Genomic DNA, 17,051 nt, shown 5'->3' with positions numbered 1-17,051 from the left:
CGCGAACCTCAGCGGGCGGCCCCGGCGAGCGCCTTGTCGAGGGCGGCGACGGAGCGGTCCAGGTCGGCGTCGTCGATCACGAGCGGCGGCTGGAGCCGCAGGACATTGCCGTGGTAGCCGCCGACGCCGATCAGGAAGCCATCCTCGAGCATGCGCGCCTGGACGTCGCCGGCCGCATCGGCGGCCGGCGTCTTCGTGTCCCGGTCCTCCACCAGCTCGACGCCGGCCATCAGTCCGCAACCACGCACCTCGCCGATGAGCCGGTGGCGAGCGGCCAGCTCCTGGAGCCGCGCGAGAAGCCTCGCTCCCGCTGAGGCCGAGCGCTCCACGAGCCTCTCCTTGCGGAACACTTCGAGATTGGCGAGCGCGGCCGCGCAGCAGACCGGGTTGCCGCCGAAAGTCGAGAGATGGTCTCCGGGTGTGAATGCCTTGGCGATTTCCTCCCGCGTGGTGAACGCCGACAGGGGGAATCCGTCGGCGATTCCCTTGGCCGTGACCACGATGTCCGGCACGACGCCGGAGTGCTCGATCGCCAGCATGCGACCGGTGCGTCCGAAGCCCGACTGGACCTCGTCGCAGATGAACAGGATGCCGCGCCGGTCGAGAATCTCCTTGACCCGCTTGAAATAGTCGGGGGGCGGCACGATGATGCCGCCCTCCCCCAGGACCGGCTCGGCGATGAAGGCCGCCACGTCCCCGGAGGTGCGCAGGTCGATCGCCCGCTCGAGATCGCGCGCGCATTCGCGTGCCACGATCGCCGGGTCCGTGCCGTAGGGGCTGCGGTACGGATAGGGGGCGGCGGCGAAGGCCACCCCGGGCAGATAGGGCCCACCCTTCTTCTTGCGGTTCCAGTTTCCGGTGACGCTCAGGGTGCCGACGGTGCGTCCGTGGAACGACAACTCGAGGGCGACGAACTCGCTCTTCCCGGTGAACTGCTTGGCGAGCCGCATCGCCCCCTCGATCGCCTCGGCGCCGCTGTTGCCGAAGAAGGAGACCCGGAGGTCCCGGGAGGGCATGATCGACGCCAGCGCCTCGGCGAAGTCGGCCGTCGGCCGGTTGTGGTAGAGGTAGGAGTTGCAGTGAACGAGTCGGCGCATCTGCGCCGCCGCAGCCTCGACGATCTCGGATCGGACGTGCCCGGCGTTGACGACCGAGATCCCCGAGAAGAGATCGATGTACTCCCGCCCCGCCTCGTCCCAGAGCTTCGCCCCCTGCGCGCGATCGACCACGATCGGCTGGACCTTCTTCAGGAAGTGCGTGTTGACGTAGAGGCGGTACTTCTCGACGGTGTTCATGCCGTTCTCCTGATCGCTCCGTCCGCCTTCGCCTGGCGGAACGCCTGCCAGCCCGGGATTCCGTTGACGCCGCCGCCGGCGTGCGTGGCGCAGGAGCCGTGGTACAGCCCCTTGATCGGCGTGCGGTAATCGGCGTAGCCGGGGGCCGGCCGCATGTGGAACAGCTGGTCGACCGACAGCTCGCCGTGGAAGATGTTCCCGCCGATGAGCCCGAGCTCCTTCTCCATGTCGTAGGGGCCGATCACCTGCCGGTCGATGACGGCGCGCTTGAAGTTCGGCGCCAGCTCCGTGTACAGGTCGATGATCCGGTCGGCGTAGGCCTCCAGCTCCTCGCGGTGTGGCTCCTTGCTCCAGTCGTCCGGCACCCACTGCGTGAACATCGAGAAGACGTGGACGCCCTTGGGGGTCAGCGTCGGGTCGAGCGAGGTCGGGATCGTCCCGTCGACGAACGGTGCCGTGGCCGCCTTGCGATCGATGTGCGCGTCCTGGAAGGCCCGCTCGGCGTAGCGCGGGGAGAAGCACAGCTCGACGGACCCGGTGTGGTGCTCCTGCAGATTCGTGCCGGGGTCCGCCCGGAAGCTCGGCAGCTCGGACAGCGCGACGTTGATCTTCACGACGCCGGAGCGCGTCTTCCAGCGCTCGATGTCGGTCACGAAGTCGGAGGGGAGATCCTTCCTGTCGAGGCACTGCAGGAAGGCGATCTTGGGGTGGATGGTGGTCACCACCACCGGGGCGAGGATCTCCTCACCGCTCTTCAGGGCGACACCCGTGACCCGGCCGTCGCGCGCGAGAATCTTCCCCACGGGGGCCTTCGTCCTGACCTCGCACCCGAAGCTCTCGGCCGAGCGGCGGATGGAGTCGGAGACCCCCCCCATGCCCCCTTCCTGGAAGCCCCACGAGCCGAGGTGCCCGTCCCCGACGTCGCCGATCGAGTGGTGCAGCATGACGTACGCCGTCCCGGGCTCGTCGGGTCCGGCCCAGGTGCCGATGACTCCGTTGATCGCGAGCATCCCCTTGATGGCGTCCGATTCGAACCAGTCGTCGAGGAGGTCGGTGACGCTCATGGAGAAAAGCCGGGTCACGTCCGCGACCCCGCGCACCCCGAGGCCGCGCACTTTCCACCCGGTGCGGGCCTGCGCCAGCAGATCCCCCGGGGCCATCGAGCCGAGCTTGGGTGGCACGCGCAGCAGCAGCGGTCCGAGGACGTCGGCCACCCCCTTCAGCCACTCCTCCCACTTCGGCAGCGTCTCGGCGTCCTTCTTCGAGAACTGGGCGATCGAGGCATGGCTCCGGGCGTGATCGCTGGCGAACACCTTGATGGCGCGGCCGTCGGGATAGGCCTGGTAGTAGGGGCCGAACGGCGTGACCTTGTAGCCGAAGTCCTTCAGCTTCAGCTCGCGGATGATCGTCGGCGGCATCAGCGACATCACGTACGAGTACGTCGTGACCCTGATCTCGGGATGGTTCGGGAACGGGGCGCTGGTGTCCGCCGCGCCGCCGACCTTGTGGCGGGCCTCCAGGACCAGGGTGCGGGCGCCGGAGCGCGCGAAATAGGCGCCGCTCACGAGCCCGTTGTGCCCCCCGCCGATGACGATGACGTCGTACCCCCTGCTCGCCATGCCTTCCCCCTCCCGGTGCGGCGCCGCCTTACGCGCGCGAGCACCGCGTATCACGTCGTGAGACCAGGCCCCTGGGCCCTGTGCTGGACGGCGTGGATTATCGTCCCGCTCGCGGGCAGGAATCAATGGACCCGTCGGCGTCGGATGTGGTAACAACTGAGGACTGCATGAGACTCACGGATCGCATCGCGCTGATCACGGGCGGCGCGTCGGGCATCGGGCTGGCGACCGCGGAGCGCTTCCTCGAGGAGGGGGCGCGGGTCGTCATTGCCGACATCGCGCGCGAGCGGGGCGAAGCCGCCGCGGCCGGGCTCAAGGACGGGGGGCACGCCCGGGTGTCCGCCATCGCCTGCGACGTGTCGCGCGGCGACCAGGTCGAGCGCCTGGTCGAGGAGGTGCTGGCCGCCCACGGCCGCATCGATATCCTGTTCAACAACGCCGGCGTGTTCGTGCCGCATGAAGTGCACGAGATCCCCGAAGAGGAATGGGCGGGGATCCTGGCGGTCAACCTCACGTCGGTCTACCTGGTCTCGAAGCACGTCGTGCCGCGCATGCTGGCGCAGGGCAGGGGCGTCATCGTGAACAACTGCTCGGTCGCCGGTCTGGTCGGCGACCACGGGTCGGCGGCGTACTGCGCGACCAAGGGGGCGGTCGCCCAGCTCACCCGGGCGATGGCCCTGGATTACGCGCGGCGCGGGATACGCGTGAACGCCATCTGCTGCGGCGAGATCGACACGCCGCTGTTCGTGAAGGAGGCGGGGCAGCTGGGCCTCACGGTCGAGGCGTTCCGCGCGCGTCTCGGGGAGGCGCACCCGATCGGCCGCATCGGCCGGCCGCGCGAGGCGGCCGACGCGGTCGTGTTTCTCGCCAGCGACGAGGCGAGCTTCCTCACCGGCGTCCTGCTGCCGGTCGACGGCGGCTACACGGCCGCCTGACGCGGGCGACGCGGTTCCGATGGCCGCTTTTTTCGCGTGATAAAATCGCGGCGCAAGTCGCCCGAGGGGAGGAGCGTTCCTCGATGACCGGGTTTTCCGGGAATGGACGGCCGATCGAGCAGGCCTGCTTCTGGCTCGCCGAGAGGCGGAGGGAGTCGGATCCGCCGCTCGTCGGGCGGCGCGAGGCGGGCGTCGCCGTCATCGGCGCGGGGTTCACCGGGCTGTGGACGGCGATCTTCCTCAAACGCCTCGACCCGAAACTGGAGGTCGTCGTCCTGGAGCAGGGGATCGCCGCGTACGGGGCCAGCGGCCGCAACGCCGGAATGGTGGGCGAGAGCATCGACCATTCGCACGGGCTGGCGATCGCCCACTTCGGGCGCGCCGAGGCGGCCCGCCTGGCCCGCCTGGGGGTCGAGAACCTCGAGGGCATGCTGCGCTTCCTGGAGGAGAACCGCATCGATTGCGATCTGGAGCGTACGGGACAGCTGCATGTCGCCCTCCTCCCGTCGCAGGTCGACGATCTGCGCGAGGACTTCGAGGTCGCCCGGACGCTCGGGATGACGCACTATCGGCTCCTCGATCGCGCCGAGACGCGGGCCGAGGTGCACTGCGAGCGCTACGAGGGGGCCCTTTTCAATCCTCGCGGCTGTCTCGTCAACCCGGTCAAGCTCGTGGAGGGACTGAAGCGTGAGGCGGTCCGCGCGGGGGTCGTCTTCCACGAGAGGACCCGCGTGACGGACGTCGAGCGCACTCATGACGGCGTGCGGCTGCGCACGGCCCATGTCCCGGGAATCCCGGGGACCTCGTCGCACATGGAGGCGACCGGCGCGGCGGCGACCCGTCTGCAGGCCGCCGCGCTGCGCCTGCAGGCCGCGGCGGCGCGCGTCCAGGCTTCCGTCCCGGCGGGGGCCGAGGGCGAACTCCTGGCGCGCCGCGTCGTCCTGGCGACCAATGCCTACACGCACCTGATCTTCCCGCGCCTTCTGAGCCGGTTCATACCGCTCTATGACTACATCCTGGTGAGCGAGCCGCTCACGGCGGAGCGGATGGAGCCCCTCGGCTGGCGGGGGCGCCAGGGCGTGACCGACGTGCGCGCCTTCTTCAAGTACTACCGGCTCACACGCGACAACCGTGTGCTGTGGGGAACGAGCGAGGCGGCGTATTACCCCGGCAACCGCGTCGATGCGAGCTGCGATCACTCCGAGCGGCACTACGCCGAGCTGCGCGACAGCTTCCGCAGGCACTTCCCGGCGCTCGCCGATCTGCAGTTCCCGTACGCCTGGGGCGGACCGATCTGCTCCACGACGCGCTTCACGCCCTTCTTCGGTTCGGCGGAGGACGGGAGAGTCGTCTACGGTCTGGGCTATACGGGGCACGGCATCGCCAACACGCACATGGCGGGACAGATCCTGGCGCACCTGACGCTGGGGCGCCCGAGCCCGCTGCTCGATCTCTCCCTGGTGCGCAGGAAGCCGTTCCCTTACCCGCCCGAGCCGCTGCGATCCGCCTCGGTGCGGGTGGTCACACGGGCCCTGCGCCGAGTGGATGCCGGCGGGCGGCCGGGACTTCTGCTGCGAGTCCTCGACCTTCTCGGAATCGGGCTATCGAGCTGAGTTGGCCCTCGGCGCTGCGTCCGGCTTCAGCACTCCCTCGAGCGTACCGGGATCGTCGAGCAGGATCCACTCGACGATCGACAGCGGCAGGCTCCCGCTTTTCAGAAGTTCATCATGGAAGGCGCCGAGGCGGAACTCCTTCCCCTTGCGGTCGCGGTAGAGACCGAGCAGCCGCATGATCTGCCACTTGCCGACCATGTAGGTGATCTTCTGCGTGGGCGAGGAGGCGGCCCCGGCCGCCTCCCCCTCGGCCGCCTCGCGGTCGAGGCCCCCCGCCTCCATGAAATATTTCACCGCCTGCTCGAACGTGAAGCGACCGGTGTGCAGGTTGACGTCGACGCCGATGCGGGCGGCGCGGTAGCGCGACAGACGGAGCACCTGCCCCTGCGCCGCCGATCCCTCGGGGTAGAGGCCGGTGCGCGTCAGCATCTCCTCGGTGTAGAGGGCCCATCCTTCGATGAACACGCCGTCGCCGTGCTGGCGACGGATCTCGTCTTTCAGGTGATTGGCGATCGACAGCTGCATGAAGTGGCCGGGGATCCCCTCGTGACCCAGGATCGGACGCGGGTCCTCGATGGCGGCGCGGATGTAGAAGTTGGCGCTCTTCGGGTCGTAGGTCGGGATGAAGTAGAAGCCGCCCGGATCGCTGTCGTAGATCCCCGGGGGGTTCATGAACCCTCCGGGGCTCGTCGGCTTGAACGCCGCGGGGAGCTGCCGGATGGAGAAGTGACCGAGATCGGGCGGCAGCGTCACCAGGTTCTTCTCCTTCAGGAAGCGGATCATCTCGTCCTCACGGCTCTCGTAAGCCTTCAGGAACTCCTCCTGGTCCTTCGGCACGGAGGGGCTGCGCGCGGGGTTCGGGTCGGCCATCGAGGGGTCGGGGAGGAGCGCCTCCAGCGCCCGGTAGCGCGCCAGCTCCGCCCGGCCGAGCATCTCCACCTGACCCGCGTCGAGCGGCAGGAGATAGGAGCGCCGCAGCAGCTCGTTGTAATGGGCCTCGCCCATCGGCTTCCACTCGGCCATCTGCGGCAGGCGCTTCTGCAGCCAGTCGGCGAATCCGTGCACGGCGGCGACCGCGGCGTCGGCCGTCTTGGCGAGATCGTCGCGCTCGGCCGGCTTCAGGTCGGAGGCAAGGGTCATCAGGCTGTCCTTGAACAGCGGGTCGATGGCGCGGGCCGCGTCGATGGCGAGCCTGGCGTAGAGACCGACCGGACGCGTCAGGTTCGCCCTCCCCTGATCCAGCAGGGCCGGCATCCCCTTCAGCCGCGCCGCCGCCGCGAGGGCCCGTGTCCGCGGAGGGGCGTACTCTTTCTTCAGGAGAGAGAAGATGGCGTTGCTGCACTCGTCCACGTAGACCTGGGGATCGGTCGCCTCGGGATCCAGGACCCGGTTGAAGAACTCGATCGTGTCGATCTGCGAGCGGAACAGGAGCCAGTCGATCCGATCGTCCTTGGCCCAGCCGTTCCCCGGCATCGAACGGACCCGGGCCTGGATCTCGGCGATGTGTTTTCGCCGCGCCGCGACCGCCGTGCCGGAATAATCGGTCAGCCGGTCGTCCCACGTGTGCAGCCCCTGCGAGCTGCTCGCCACCGGGTAGCTCTGATCGCGCCAGTGGAAGTACTCGGAGGCCAACGTGTGCAACGTCTCGGGGGTTCCCGACGGGACGGCTCCCCGCGCGACGGAGACTCCCCCGACGAGCGCGCCGGCGGCGACAAGGACGACCCATCGCATCATCTCTCCTCCCACGGCTCTTTCGATCCGGTGCGCGGGCGCCTCCGCGGCCCCGCGTGCCGTCATTCTGCCCGAGCGGGGGACAGGGCGCAAGCGGTGCCGGGCCCGGTCGAGCGCGGCTGGATCAGCAGCCGCGTGCGCCTGGTCCTGCGGAAGGCGCGGGCCCGCCTGCGGCAAGCCGAGCTCCGCCGAAACCTCCCCCCGCCGCCGCTCATCTGATGTATGTTGCACCCGAATCACCCGCCCGGCGCGTAAGCCCAGTGCGAGAGGTGAATCATGGCCAGCCCGGTCGAAGCCCTTCTGCGCGATCAACTCACCGAAAGGCGCCAGAAGCTCGAGGACGCCGCCGATCTCATCCCCGGCGACGAGCAGGTCCGGCGTCTGCTGCGCGAGGTGGACGCTGCGCTCAATCGCATGGACAAGGGGACGTTCGGCATCTGCGAGTCCTGCCACGACACGATCGAGGCCGATCGACTGGTGGCCGACCCGTTGATGGAGTATTGCCTCGATCACCTGACGCGAACCCAGCGGCAGGCCCTGGAGCGCGACCTCGATCTCGCGGCGCAGGTCCTGCGCGGTCTGCTGCCTCCCCCCAGCCAGAGGTTCCCCGGCTACGAGGTGGCCCGTCATTACGAAGGGGCGGGCCCGGTCTCGGGGGACTACTGCGACGCGGTCGGCGCCCAGGACGGCAGCCTCTACTTCGCCATCGGCGACGTCTCCGGAAAGGGGGTCGCGGCGTCGATGCTGATGGCGCACCTGCACGCCACCCTGCGCGCCCTGGTGCCCCTGAACCTGCCGCTCGACCAGCTGGTCACGCGCGCCAGCGGCCTGTTCTGCGAGAGCGCGCTCCCCAGCCACTTCGCGACACTCGTCCTGGGGCGCGCCCTCCGCGGCGGCGAGGTGGAGATCAGCAACGCCGGGCATGTCCCGCCGTTGATCGTCCGCGGCCGGGACATCGAGCGGGTCGCCCCCACCGGGATTCCGATCGGGATGTTCTGCGACGCGCGCTTCACCTCGACCCGTCTGCGGCTGTCGCCGGGGGACACCATCCTTCTCTATACCGACGGCGTCAACGAGGCGCGCAACAACTCGGGGGAGGAGTACGGCATCGACCGCCTCACCGGCCACCTTGCGAAAAACGTCGCGCAGGCGGCGCCGGACATGGTCGGGGCGCTCCTGCACGACTTGAGGGCCTTCCGCTCGGGGGCCGCCCAGGCCGACGACATCACGCTCATGGCGGTCCGCCGTCTCGACTAGGAGCAGGTCCGGGCCCTCGCCCATCCCCGATCTCATCCGCGCCGCGAGAATGGGGTAGAATCCCGCTCCCCCTGCTGAGTGTCCGGGAGGAGCGAGCCTTTCATCCGCTGGTGAGAGGAGAGACCATGCCCCGTCATCCGATTCGCGTCGGCGTCACCCTGCTCTGTACCCTGCTCGTCGCGGCCCCCCTCGCCTTCGCAGCCGACGAGCCCGACAAGCCCTCGAAAGGACCGGAGGAGCTCAAGGGCCTGAAATTCAGGCTCGTCGGCCCCGCGGCAGGCGGCCGGGTGGCGCGGGTCGCGGGGGTCGCCGGCAACCCCCTCGTCTACTACGCGGCGTCCGCCTCGGGAGGAGTCTGGAAGTCGGACGACGGCGGACTCGAGTGGAAGTCGGTCTTCGACGACCAGGACGACGCCTCCATCGGCTCGATCGCCGTGGCGGCCTCGAACCCCGCCGTCCTTTATGTCGGCGCGGGGGAGGCGAACATCCGCGGCAACGTCGCCGCAGGACACGGCATCTACAAGTCGACCGACGGGGGGAAGACCTGGTCGCACGTCTGGAAACAGGAGGGGCAGATCGGCACGATGGTCGTCCACCCGCAGGACCCGGACGTCGCCTTCGCGGCGGTCCTTGGCCACGCCTTCGGTCCCAATCCCGAGCGGGGCGTGTACCGCACTCGGGACGGAGGAAAGACCTGGCAGCAGGTGCTCAAGAAGGACGCGGACACGGGGGCCTCGAGCGTCTGTCTCGACCCCTCGAACCCGAACGTCCTGTTCGCCGGCCTGTGGCAGGCGCGCCGGCGCCCGTGGCAGATGACCAGCGGCGGCCCGGGCAGCGGTCTGTACGTGTCGCGCGACGGCGGCGACAGCTGGAAGCAGCTCACCGGGCACGGCCTGCCGGAAGGGATCTGGGGGAAGGTCGGCTGCGCGGTCGCCCCCTCCGACGGTCGCCGCGTGTACGCCTTGATCGAGGCGGAGAAGGGGGGGCTGTTCCGCTCCGACGACGGCGGCGGGTCCTGGGACCTCGTGAGCGGGCACCACGCCCTGAGGCAGCGCGCCTGGTACTACACGACGCTCACCGTCGATCCCGCGAACGCGGACGTGGTCTGGTTCCCGCAGGTGCCGATGCTCCGCACGCTCGACGGCGGCAAGACGATCAAGAAGGTGAAGGGGGCGCACCATGGCGACCACCACGACCTCTGGATCGATCCGAAGGACCCCAAGCGGATCATCGGCGGGAACGACGGCGGCGTGGACCTGTCCTGGGACCGCGGGGAGACCTGGACGGCGCCCGCCCTGCCTCTCGGGCAGTTCTACCACGTGGCCGCGGACACCTCCGTGCCGTACCGCGTGTCGGGGGCGATGCAGGACCTCGGAACCGCCTCCTGTCCGAGCGACAGCCTGTCGTCGGACGGCATCGCCAACGCCGATTGCTACGACGTCGGCGGCGGTGAGGCCGGGTTCACGGCGCCCGATCCGTCCGATCCGAACGTCGTTTGGGCGGGGGAGTACTTCGGCATCATCACGCGCTACGACCACCGCACCGGCACGGCGCGCAACGTCTCGGCCTATCCCGAGAACTGGTCGGGCCACGGCGCCGAGGACAATCGCTATCGCTTCCAGTGGACCGCCCCCATCCACGTCTCGCCGCACGATTCGAAGGTCGTCTACCACGCCGCCAACGTGCTGTTCCGGACGGAGGACGGAGGCCAGACCTGGAAGGCCATCAGCCCCGACCTGACGCGCAACGACAAGACGAAGCAGAAGTGGTCGGGCGGGCCGATCACCGGGGACAACACGGGGGTCGAGTGGTACGACACGATCTTCGCGGTCGCCGAGTCGCAGAAGGAGAAGGGGCTCATCTGGGTCGGCAGCGACGACGGCCTGGTGCACGTCACCCGCAACGGCGGCGTCGACTGGACGAACCTGACGGCGAACATCAAAGGGATTCCGGATTGGGGCACGGTGAGCTCCATCGAGCCGTCCCCCTTCGACGCCGCCACCGCCTACGTCACGGTGGATGCGCACCGGATGGACGACACGCATCCGTACATCTGGAAGACGACCGACTACGGCAGGACCTGGAAGAGCCTGGCGGCGAAGCTCCCTCAGGACGTCTACCTGCACGCGGTGCGCGAGGACCCGAAGCGCAAGGGGCTCCTGTACGTCGGCACGGAGAGGGGCGTCTCGTTCTCGCGGGACGACGGGGCCACCTGGCAGGTCCTCGGCCTGAACCTGCCGACGGTCGCGGTGCACGATCTCGTCGTCAAGGAGGACGATCTCGTCCTCGCGACGCACGGCAGGTCGATGTGGATTCTCGACGACCTGACGCCGATCCGCGAATGGTCCAGCCAGATCGCGGGAAGCGCCGTGCACCTCTTCCCGCCGCGGCCCGCGGTCCGCTGGGAGTACCGCTCGTCGTTCCACGGCGAGGGGCCCGGCGAGAACCCCCCGCACGGCGCCGCAATCAGCTACTTCCTCAAGAAGAAGATCGACGGGGAGGTCACGATGGAGATCGTCGACGCGGGCGGCGCCGTCGTGCGCAAGCTGTCGAGCAAGAAGGAACCGCCCGATTTCGAGGAGGACGACCCCGACGGTCCCGGCCATCCCCCGGAGAAGGCGGCCCTGTCGACCGACGCCGGCGTGCAGCGCGCCGTGTGGAACCTCGAGTACGACAGCGCCACGGTGATCAAGAAGGCGAAGACCGAGGGGAACCCGAAAGCCGCCCCGCGCGCCGTTCCGGGGACCTACACCGTGCGGCTCACCGTCGACGGGAAGACGGTCACCGCCCCGCTCGAGGTGCGCAACGATCCCCGGCTCAGCGTTCCCAAGCCCGACATCGACGAGCAGGTGGCCTTCGCGAAGAAGGTCCAGGCGCAGGTCACGAGACTTGCGCTGCTGGTCGCGCAGATCCGTTCCGTGCGCGAGCAGGTGGCGCTGCGCGGCGAGGCCCTGGAGGGGAGCGCGCGCGCCGCGGACTGGACGAAGGCCGCCAAGGACCTGGTGTCGAAGTGCGACGCCCTCGAGGAGAAGATCCACCAGCCGAAGGCCGAGGTGGAGTACGACATCCTGGCGAAGGGCGCGAGACTGTACGCGCGCCTGAGCCCGCTGCTCAGCTTCGCCGTCGACGGCACGGGCGCGCCGACGAAGGGAGAGCGCGACGTCTTCACCGACCAGGTGCGCGAGCTGGACGGCCTGGAGGCCGAATGGAAGGCGCTGGTCGCAGGCGACCTCGCGGCGCTCGGGCGGAAGGGGCGCGAGCTGAACCTCGGCGACATCGTCGTCCCGGAGGCTACGGCCACGCGCTGAGGCCGCCGGGGGCGGACCCGCAAGGGGGGCGCGGGGCACGGGTCCGGCCTCGCTGTTCGCGAGGCCTCCCCTCTCTTCGCCTCGCGACGCCCACCGCGCTGTGAAGCGCGCGGCGGGGCCCCGTCGCGAGGTCTCAGAAGGCCCCGCGCCCCCCTTGCGGGCCCGCCCCGCACCGCGGAGACGACGCCGACCACGAGACCCCGTCATCACCGATGCCGTCCCGCGTCCTCGAAGACGGCAGAACACATTTGTTTTTTAGTTTCAAGCACTCGCCGTGGTGCGGGGCGGGCGGGGGCAGGCCAGGGGGGCGGGGCCTTCTGAGAGCCTGAGCCGGGGCCCCGCCGCGCGTTTCACAGCGCGGTGGGCGGCGAAGGCCGAAGAGAGGGGAGGCCTCGCGATCAGCGAGGCCGGACCCGTGCCCCGCCCCCCTGGCCTGCCCCCGCCCGCCTCCCCTCAGCGGGGCAACGCGCTCCAGTTGAGGACGGCGTTCCAGAGCAGACGGTAATCCGAGCGGTTCATGTCGCGGTGGATCGGGCTGAAATTGTAGGCGACGACGTGACCGCGGCCGATCGGCAGGTCGAGCACCGCGGGTCGTCCCTTCAGATCGGACTCGCCGCGCATGCCGCCGCTGACGACCATCGGGCCGGCGCCCCCCCAGGTCGCGACCACCGGGCGCCGGTCGACCGGCCCCTCCAGGCAGGACGTGCAGTAGGCCATGGTGTCCCAGCGCAGCGGCAGGTTGTAGACGTGCTCGTCGTTGCGGAAGACCGTGGTCTCGCCGCCGTAGCCGTATGAGATCGGGTGATCGGGCCGGTCGAAACTGAGGCGCAGCTCGCTCCCCGGGGTGAACACTCTTCCCTCCGGGGCGCGCCGCACGCCGCGGACGAGACCCCCCTCGAGGGCGAGAGCCGAGCCGCTCCCCAGAGTCAGGAGGATGCCCCCTTCCTCCACGAAGCGCCGGATCGACTCCAGCCCGACGTATCCGGGCCCGCCGGTGATGTCCTCCGAGGAGACCGGCAGACCGAGGCTCGGGTATTCGGGCGTCTTGCTGAACGGCATCGGCCCCGCGGTCGGCGCGATACCGTGGATCTGACCTTGCAGCTCGAGGCGGCAGAAGGGGCCGTAGACGATCACGTCGACTTTGTCCTTGAGCCCGCCGGCCCGCACGTCCTCGTCGCGCAGGTAGGCGTAGGGGATCTTCTCGCGATCGAGCGTGAGCCTGATCCATCCCATGTAGTCGGTGTCGGCCCACGGCACCCACAGGCCCAGCCGCGGCAGCGTCGTCTCGTGGCGGGGGACGTCGGGGAGGCCCGGCGCGCCGCGGAAATCGAGCGCCAGGTCGCGGCTCGCGGCGTCGAGCGCCGCGCGCAGACCGTCCCGGCGCGGCACGATCCACGAGCCGGCCGGGTAGTCCTGACCGCCGCTGCGGAACGCCTTCTCGGCGATCTCGACCTTGAACGACGCGAGCCGCGCGCGCGCCGCCAGGAGCGCCTCCTGCCCGGTGTCGCGCAGCAGGAAGACGGTCCCGTCGCCGGCGACCCGGCCGCCCGGCACGACGTCGGATCGCAGCGGCTCCAGGGGCGCGGTCCGCGCGCGCTCGTCGTCGATGCGCGCCGTCGTCACCCCGAACCCGACGGGGAAGGCCCAGGACACGTCGTCGTACGGGATGTTCTCGGCCTCCGCGGGGAAGCGCTGCGGCTCGAGGAGATCGACCGCGTAGTTGCGATACGGCTGGTCGAGCCTCACGATGAACGACCCCCGCGGGAAGGTCCCCTCGGCCACGCTCAGATCGGACGTCAGGCGGCCCACCTCGATGTGCTGGTCCCGGAGACGGTTGATCATCGCGGCCACGCGCAGCCGGTCGGCCTGGTCCTCGGGGATGACGAAGGCGCAGGGTTTCTCGGCGACCCCCTTGTGCCAGGAGTTGTAGCCGGTGCGGTAGAAGTTCCTCAGCATCTCCTCGGCGTGGCGGGCGCTCCAGTCGAGGATCGTCAGGGCGCCGGTCTCCTGGTAGTTCACGTTGTCGCGCATCGACCAGCGGAAGCTCTGCGGCGGGGGCACCGGCCGGTACCACTCGACGCTCAGGTAGTCCTCCTGCTCGCCGCCGCCCCCCGCGATGCTGCGTGACGTCGTCTCGGGCGTGGTGTTCCCGAAGGTCTCGTAGCCTCGCCCGATGCTGTTGTGGTTCATGGCCACGGAGTCGAGATAGTGCAGGCCGAAGTTCTCGCCGAAGTTCCAGGTCCACACTCCGGGCATCCCCATCGCCGTCAGCGCCGTGACCTCGTGCAGGCTCATCTCCATGAACTGGCTGGTGACGATCGGATCGAGGTGCGGGTTGTACGGGCCGGTGCCGTTCCAGGTCTGCAGCAGTGCTATCGACTCGTGCAGGTCGTGCACCACCGTCGGGTGGTAGTCGAAGAACATGTCGTGCACGGCGCGCGTCACCGCGAATGCCTTCTGGTGCGCGTCGCGGTTGATGTCCACGTACACGTAGCGGTTCCAGTACGGCGGGGACATGCGCGGCAGCGCGTCGAAATCCGTCTTTCCCTTGAGGTAACGGTAGAACCAGTCGGCGACCTTGTCGCGGCCGTCCGGCTCGGCGATCGGGTTGATGAGCACCAGCACCCGCTCGCGAATGCCGCGGATCATCGGCTGCTCCGAGACGGCGAGCCGGTAGGCGAGCTCCATGCACATCTCGCCGCTGCCGGTCTCGTCGGCGTGCAGGCCGCAGTTGAAGTAGTAGATCGGCCGCGCCGTGGCGATGATCGTCTCGGCCTGCTCGGGGCTGGTGCGGCGCGGGTCGGCGAGGGCGGCCGTCGCCCCCTTGAGCCGCGCCAGATCGCGGATACCGGCCTCGTCCGCGATCGCGACCAGGACGATGTCGCGTCCCTCCTCCGTCCGGCCGATCGTCTCGACATGCACGCGGGGGGACGCCGCCGCCAGCGCCCGCACGTACGCCTGGATCGCCCCGGCGTGCGTCAGCTCCCCGGGGGCGCCGACCAGGTGGCCGAGCCGCTTCGTGGGGGACGGGACGGTGTCCGACGCGGGCACGTACGCCACCCACGGGCTCAGGAAGCGCGGCTCCGTCGTGAAGCGGGCGATCCCCTCCACCGAGCCCGGCTCGGGGGTGTCCGGGTCGGAGGGGCCCGCGGTTCGCGCCGCCGCGGCGGCGCAGGCGAGGGCCAGGGCGAGGATCGAAAGGCGAACGGCGCGATTCATCGGGCGGCTCCCTTGAGATGCTTGTCGTACCAGGCGATGTAACGCTCGAGGACGTCCTTCTGGAAGCTCGGCCGCGTGATGTCGTGGAACTCGTCGGGATAGACGACCAGCTCGGTCTCGACCCCGAGCCGCCGCAGCGACTCGTACATCTGCTCCGAGTTCACGATCGGCACGTTGTGGTCCTCGTTGCCTCCCAGGAACAGAGTGGGAGTCTTCACCTTGTCGATCTGGAACCACGGAGACAGACGCATCCAGGTCTGCACGTTCTTCCACGGAAGACCCGCCTCCATCTCCCAGGCGTACACGTACTCGTCGACCCCGTAGTTCGCGAAGCCGTTCGCCTCGCCGGCGCCGGCGACCGCCGCCTTGAAGCGGGTCGTCTTCGTGATCACGACGTCGGTGAGCATTCCGCCATAGCTCCAGCCGCCGACCCCCAGCCGGTCCGCGTCGGCGGCGCCCGTCGCCACGACGTGATCGATCGCCGCCATGATGTCGTCGTAGTCCTTGTTCCCCCAGTCGGCGAAGATGGCGCGGCTGAACGCCCGCCCGTAGCCGGTCGAGCCGCGCGGGTTCGCGCCGACGACGGCGTAGCCCCGGGCCGCGAGCATCTGCCACTCTTCGTCGAAGGCGGTGGAATACTGGCCGTTCGGCCCGCCGTGGATGAGGAGGACCGAGGGGAGCCTGGCCCGCGCCGGGGCGCCGGGCGGCCGCACCAGGAAACCGTCGACCATCGTTCCGTCGCGGCTCTTCGCCTTGAAGCGCTCCACCGGTCCGAGGGCAATCCCCTTCAGGAAGGCGTCGTTCACGTGACTGACCCGCCGCAGGGCGCCGCCTGCCAGGGCCGAGACTTCGGACGGCTGGTCGGGCCGGCTCGAGAGGACGGCGATCTCCCCTCCCTTTCCCACGTCGAACGCCTGGACGTCCAGCTCGCCGTCCACGACGCGCTCGACGGGGCCGCCGCCCGCGGGAACGCGGGCGAGATGGCTGTTCCCTCCCTCCTCCACCATGAACAGGATCGATCTTCCATCCGGAGAAAAGAGCGGCGCGGCGACGACGCGATCGAGCGTGCGGGTGACGTTCGTCTCGGGGCCGCCGCCGACGGGGACCAGGCCCAGATCGAGGGTGCCGTACCAGATGTCCTTCGGGTCGCCGCCGGCCACGAAAGCGATCGCGCGGCCGTCCGGGCTGAACACCGGGGCGCCGTCCGTTCCCGGCGACGTCGTCAGCCGGCGCGGGACCGCGCCCGCCTTCGCCTCCACCAGGAAGATGTCGGTGTTCTCGTTGCTGTCCGGATCGGGGGTCCGGTTGCTGGTGAAGGCGATCGAGCGGCCGTCCGGAGACCACGCCGGCTCGCCGTCGTCGTAGGGACCGGTGGTGACGGCGATGCTCTTCCTGGTCGCGACGTCGAAGACGTGGACGTGGTGGCGGAGGTCCGTCAGGTAACCCTCGCCGTCCCTCTTGAACTTCAGCCGACGGATCACGATCGGCTTGGGCGGCTTCTCCTTGTCCCCGGGAGCCGCGCCACCCTTGTCGCCCGCCGTCTCGGGATCGTCGCGATCGACATCCTTGACGATGAGCGCCAGGCGGCCGCCGTCCGGCGACCAGGCGAGCGCCGACACGTTGGCCTTGTAATCCGTGAGCCGGACCGCCTCGCCGCCGCGCCGGTCCATGAGCCAGACCTGGGTCCAGGTCCCGTCCCGGTCCGACAGGAAGGCGAGGTAGCGCCCGTCGGGGCTGAAGCGCGGGCTCGTCTCCGAGTACGGGCTCGCCGTCAGCCGGATCGCCTCCCCGCCCGCGAGGGGCGCCATCCAGATGTCGGTGTCGCTCTCGTCCCGATCGGCGTCCAGGGACGTGACCTCGTAGGCGACGGAGCGTCCGTCGGGGCTGACCTTGGGATCGGAGACCTCCTTGAGGTTGAAGATGTCGGCGGGCTTCAGGGGGCGGGTCCCGGCCCCGGCCGCCGCGACCATCGTCAGAAGGAGGAGAGCCCCCAGGGACACGGCGCGTTTCATCGAATCACCTCCCGTTTCGTTCCGTGGAATGTCGCGCGCACAATCCCGGGAACCGAGCATAC

The 17,051-nt window shown here is 69.7% G+C and carries 9 protein-coding genes; 4 read left to right on the top strand and 5 right to left on the bottom strand.

Annotated elements, in window-relative coordinates; all coding sequences use genetic code 11:
* Positions 1-8 precede the first annotated feature (8 nt).
* Both VEW47_00125 and VEW47_00120 read right to left on the bottom strand, forming a co-directional pair.
* Positions 9-1,295, bottom strand: a complete 1,287-nt coding sequence (locus VEW47_00125) for an aspartate aminotransferase family protein (GenBank protein HYS03573.1) — start codon at positions 1,293-1,295, stop codon at positions 9-11.
* A complete protein-coding gene (locus tag VEW47_00120) occupies positions 1,292-2,914 on the bottom strand; it encodes an NAD(P)/FAD-dependent oxidoreductase (protein HYS03572.1) in 1,623 nt (540 codons plus the stop codon). Before VEW47_00120 ends, VEW47_00125 begins: the two co-directional genes overlap by 4 nt.
* 167 nt (positions 2,915-3,081) lie before the next feature.
* Here VEW47_00120 and VEW47_00115 point away from each other — a divergent pair, with 167 nt between their 5' ends.
* Together VEW47_00115 and VEW47_00110 are read left to right on the top strand one after the other, a co-directional pair.
* On the top strand, positions 3,082-3,849 hold the full coding sequence (locus VEW47_00115; GenBank protein ID HYS03571.1) for an SDR family oxidoreductase: 768 nt from the start codon (positions 3,082-3,084) through the stop codon (positions 3,847-3,849).
* Between the two features lie 83 nt (positions 3,850-3,932).
* Positions 3,933-5,462, top strand: a complete 1,530-nt coding sequence (locus VEW47_00110; protein HYS03570.1) for an FAD-dependent oxidoreductase — start codon at positions 3,933-3,935, stop codon at positions 5,460-5,462.
* On the opposite strand, the gene VEW47_00105 is transcribed toward VEW47_00110, so the two are convergent.
* Positions 5,451-7,196, bottom strand: coding sequence for a DUF885 domain-containing protein (locus tag VEW47_00105; GenBank protein HYS03569.1), 1,746 nt, complete (start codon positions 7,194-7,196; stop codon positions 5,451-5,453). The genes VEW47_00110 and VEW47_00105 overlap by 12 nt on opposite strands.
* 273 nt (positions 7,197-7,469) lie before the next feature.
* Between VEW47_00105 and VEW47_00100 the strand changes: the two genes are divergently transcribed.
* Positions 7,470-8,450: a SpoIIE family protein phosphatase gene (locus VEW47_00100; protein ID HYS03568.1), complete on the top strand. Its 981-nt coding sequence runs from the start codon at positions 7,470-7,472 to the stop codon at positions 8,448-8,450.
* A gap of 125 nt (positions 8,451-8,575) precedes the next feature.
* Positions 8,576-11,758 (top strand): glycosyl hydrolase, encoded by a 3,183-nt coding sequence (locus tag VEW47_00095; GenBank protein ID HYS03567.1) that lies wholly within the window; start codon positions 8,576-8,578, stop codon positions 11,756-11,758.
* A 453-nt stretch (positions 11,759-12,211) separates the two neighbouring features.
* Here VEW47_00095 and VEW47_00090 read toward each other — a convergent pair whose 3' ends face one another.
* Together VEW47_00090 and VEW47_00085 are read right to left on the bottom strand one after the other, a co-directional pair.
* Positions 12,212-14,977, bottom strand: coding sequence for a M14 family zinc carboxypeptidase (locus tag VEW47_00090; GenBank protein HYS03566.1), 2,766 nt, complete (start codon positions 14,975-14,977; stop codon positions 12,212-12,214).
* The gene (locus VEW47_00085; protein HYS03565.1) at positions 14,974-16,989 is read right to left on the bottom strand and encodes a S9 family peptidase; all 2,016 of its coding nucleotides are present in this window, start codon (positions 16,987-16,989) and stop codon (positions 14,974-14,976) included. Before VEW47_00085 ends, VEW47_00090 begins: the two co-directional genes overlap by 4 nt.
* Positions 16,990-17,051 lie beyond the last annotated feature (62 nt).

This window comes from Candidatus Dormiibacterota bacterium (assembly GCA_035635555.1).
In the GTDB taxonomy this organism is placed as follows: domain Bacteria; phylum Acidobacteriota; class Polarisedimenticolia; order Gp22-AA2; family Gp22-AA2; genus Gp22-AA3.
This window is presented reverse-complemented; position numbering and strand designations above follow the sequence as displayed.

What these genes read in the sequence shown, in the direction of transcription:
- VEW47_00115 (HYS03571.1), top strand. Translation starts at nt 3,082, where the DNA reads ATGAGACTCACGGATCGCATCGCGCTGATCACGGGCGGCGCGTCGGGC.
- VEW47_00100 (HYS03568.1), top strand. Translation starts at nt 7,470, where the DNA reads ATGGCCAGCCCGGTCGAAGCCCTTCTGCGCGATCAACTCACCGAAAGG.
- VEW47_00120 (HYS03572.1), bottom strand. Translation starts at nt 2,914, where the DNA reads ATGGCGAGCAGGGGGTACGACGTCATCGTCATCGGCGGGGGGCACAAC.
- VEW47_00105 (HYS03569.1), bottom strand. Translation starts at nt 7,196, where the DNA reads ATGATGCGATGGGTCGTCCTTGTCGCCGCCGGCGCGCTCGTCGGGGGA.
- VEW47_00125 (HYS03573.1), bottom strand. Translation starts at nt 1,295, where the DNA reads ATGAACACCGTCGAGAAGTACCGCCTCTACGTCAACACGCACTTCCTG.
- VEW47_00085 (HYS03565.1), bottom strand. Translation starts at nt 16,989, where the DNA reads ATGAAACGCGCCGTGTCCCTGGGGGCTCTCCTCCTTCTGACGATGGTC.
- VEW47_00095 (HYS03567.1), top strand. Translation starts at nt 8,576, where the DNA reads ATGCCCCGTCATCCGATTCGCGTCGGCGTCACCCTGCTCTGTACCCTG.
- VEW47_00110 (HYS03570.1), top strand. Translation starts at nt 3,933, where the DNA reads ATGACCGGGTTTTCCGGGAATGGACGGCCGATCGAGCAGGCCTGCTTC.
- VEW47_00090 (HYS03566.1), bottom strand. Translation starts at nt 14,977, where the DNA reads ATGAATCGCGCCGTTCGCCTTTCGATCCTCGCCCTGGCCCTCGCCTGC.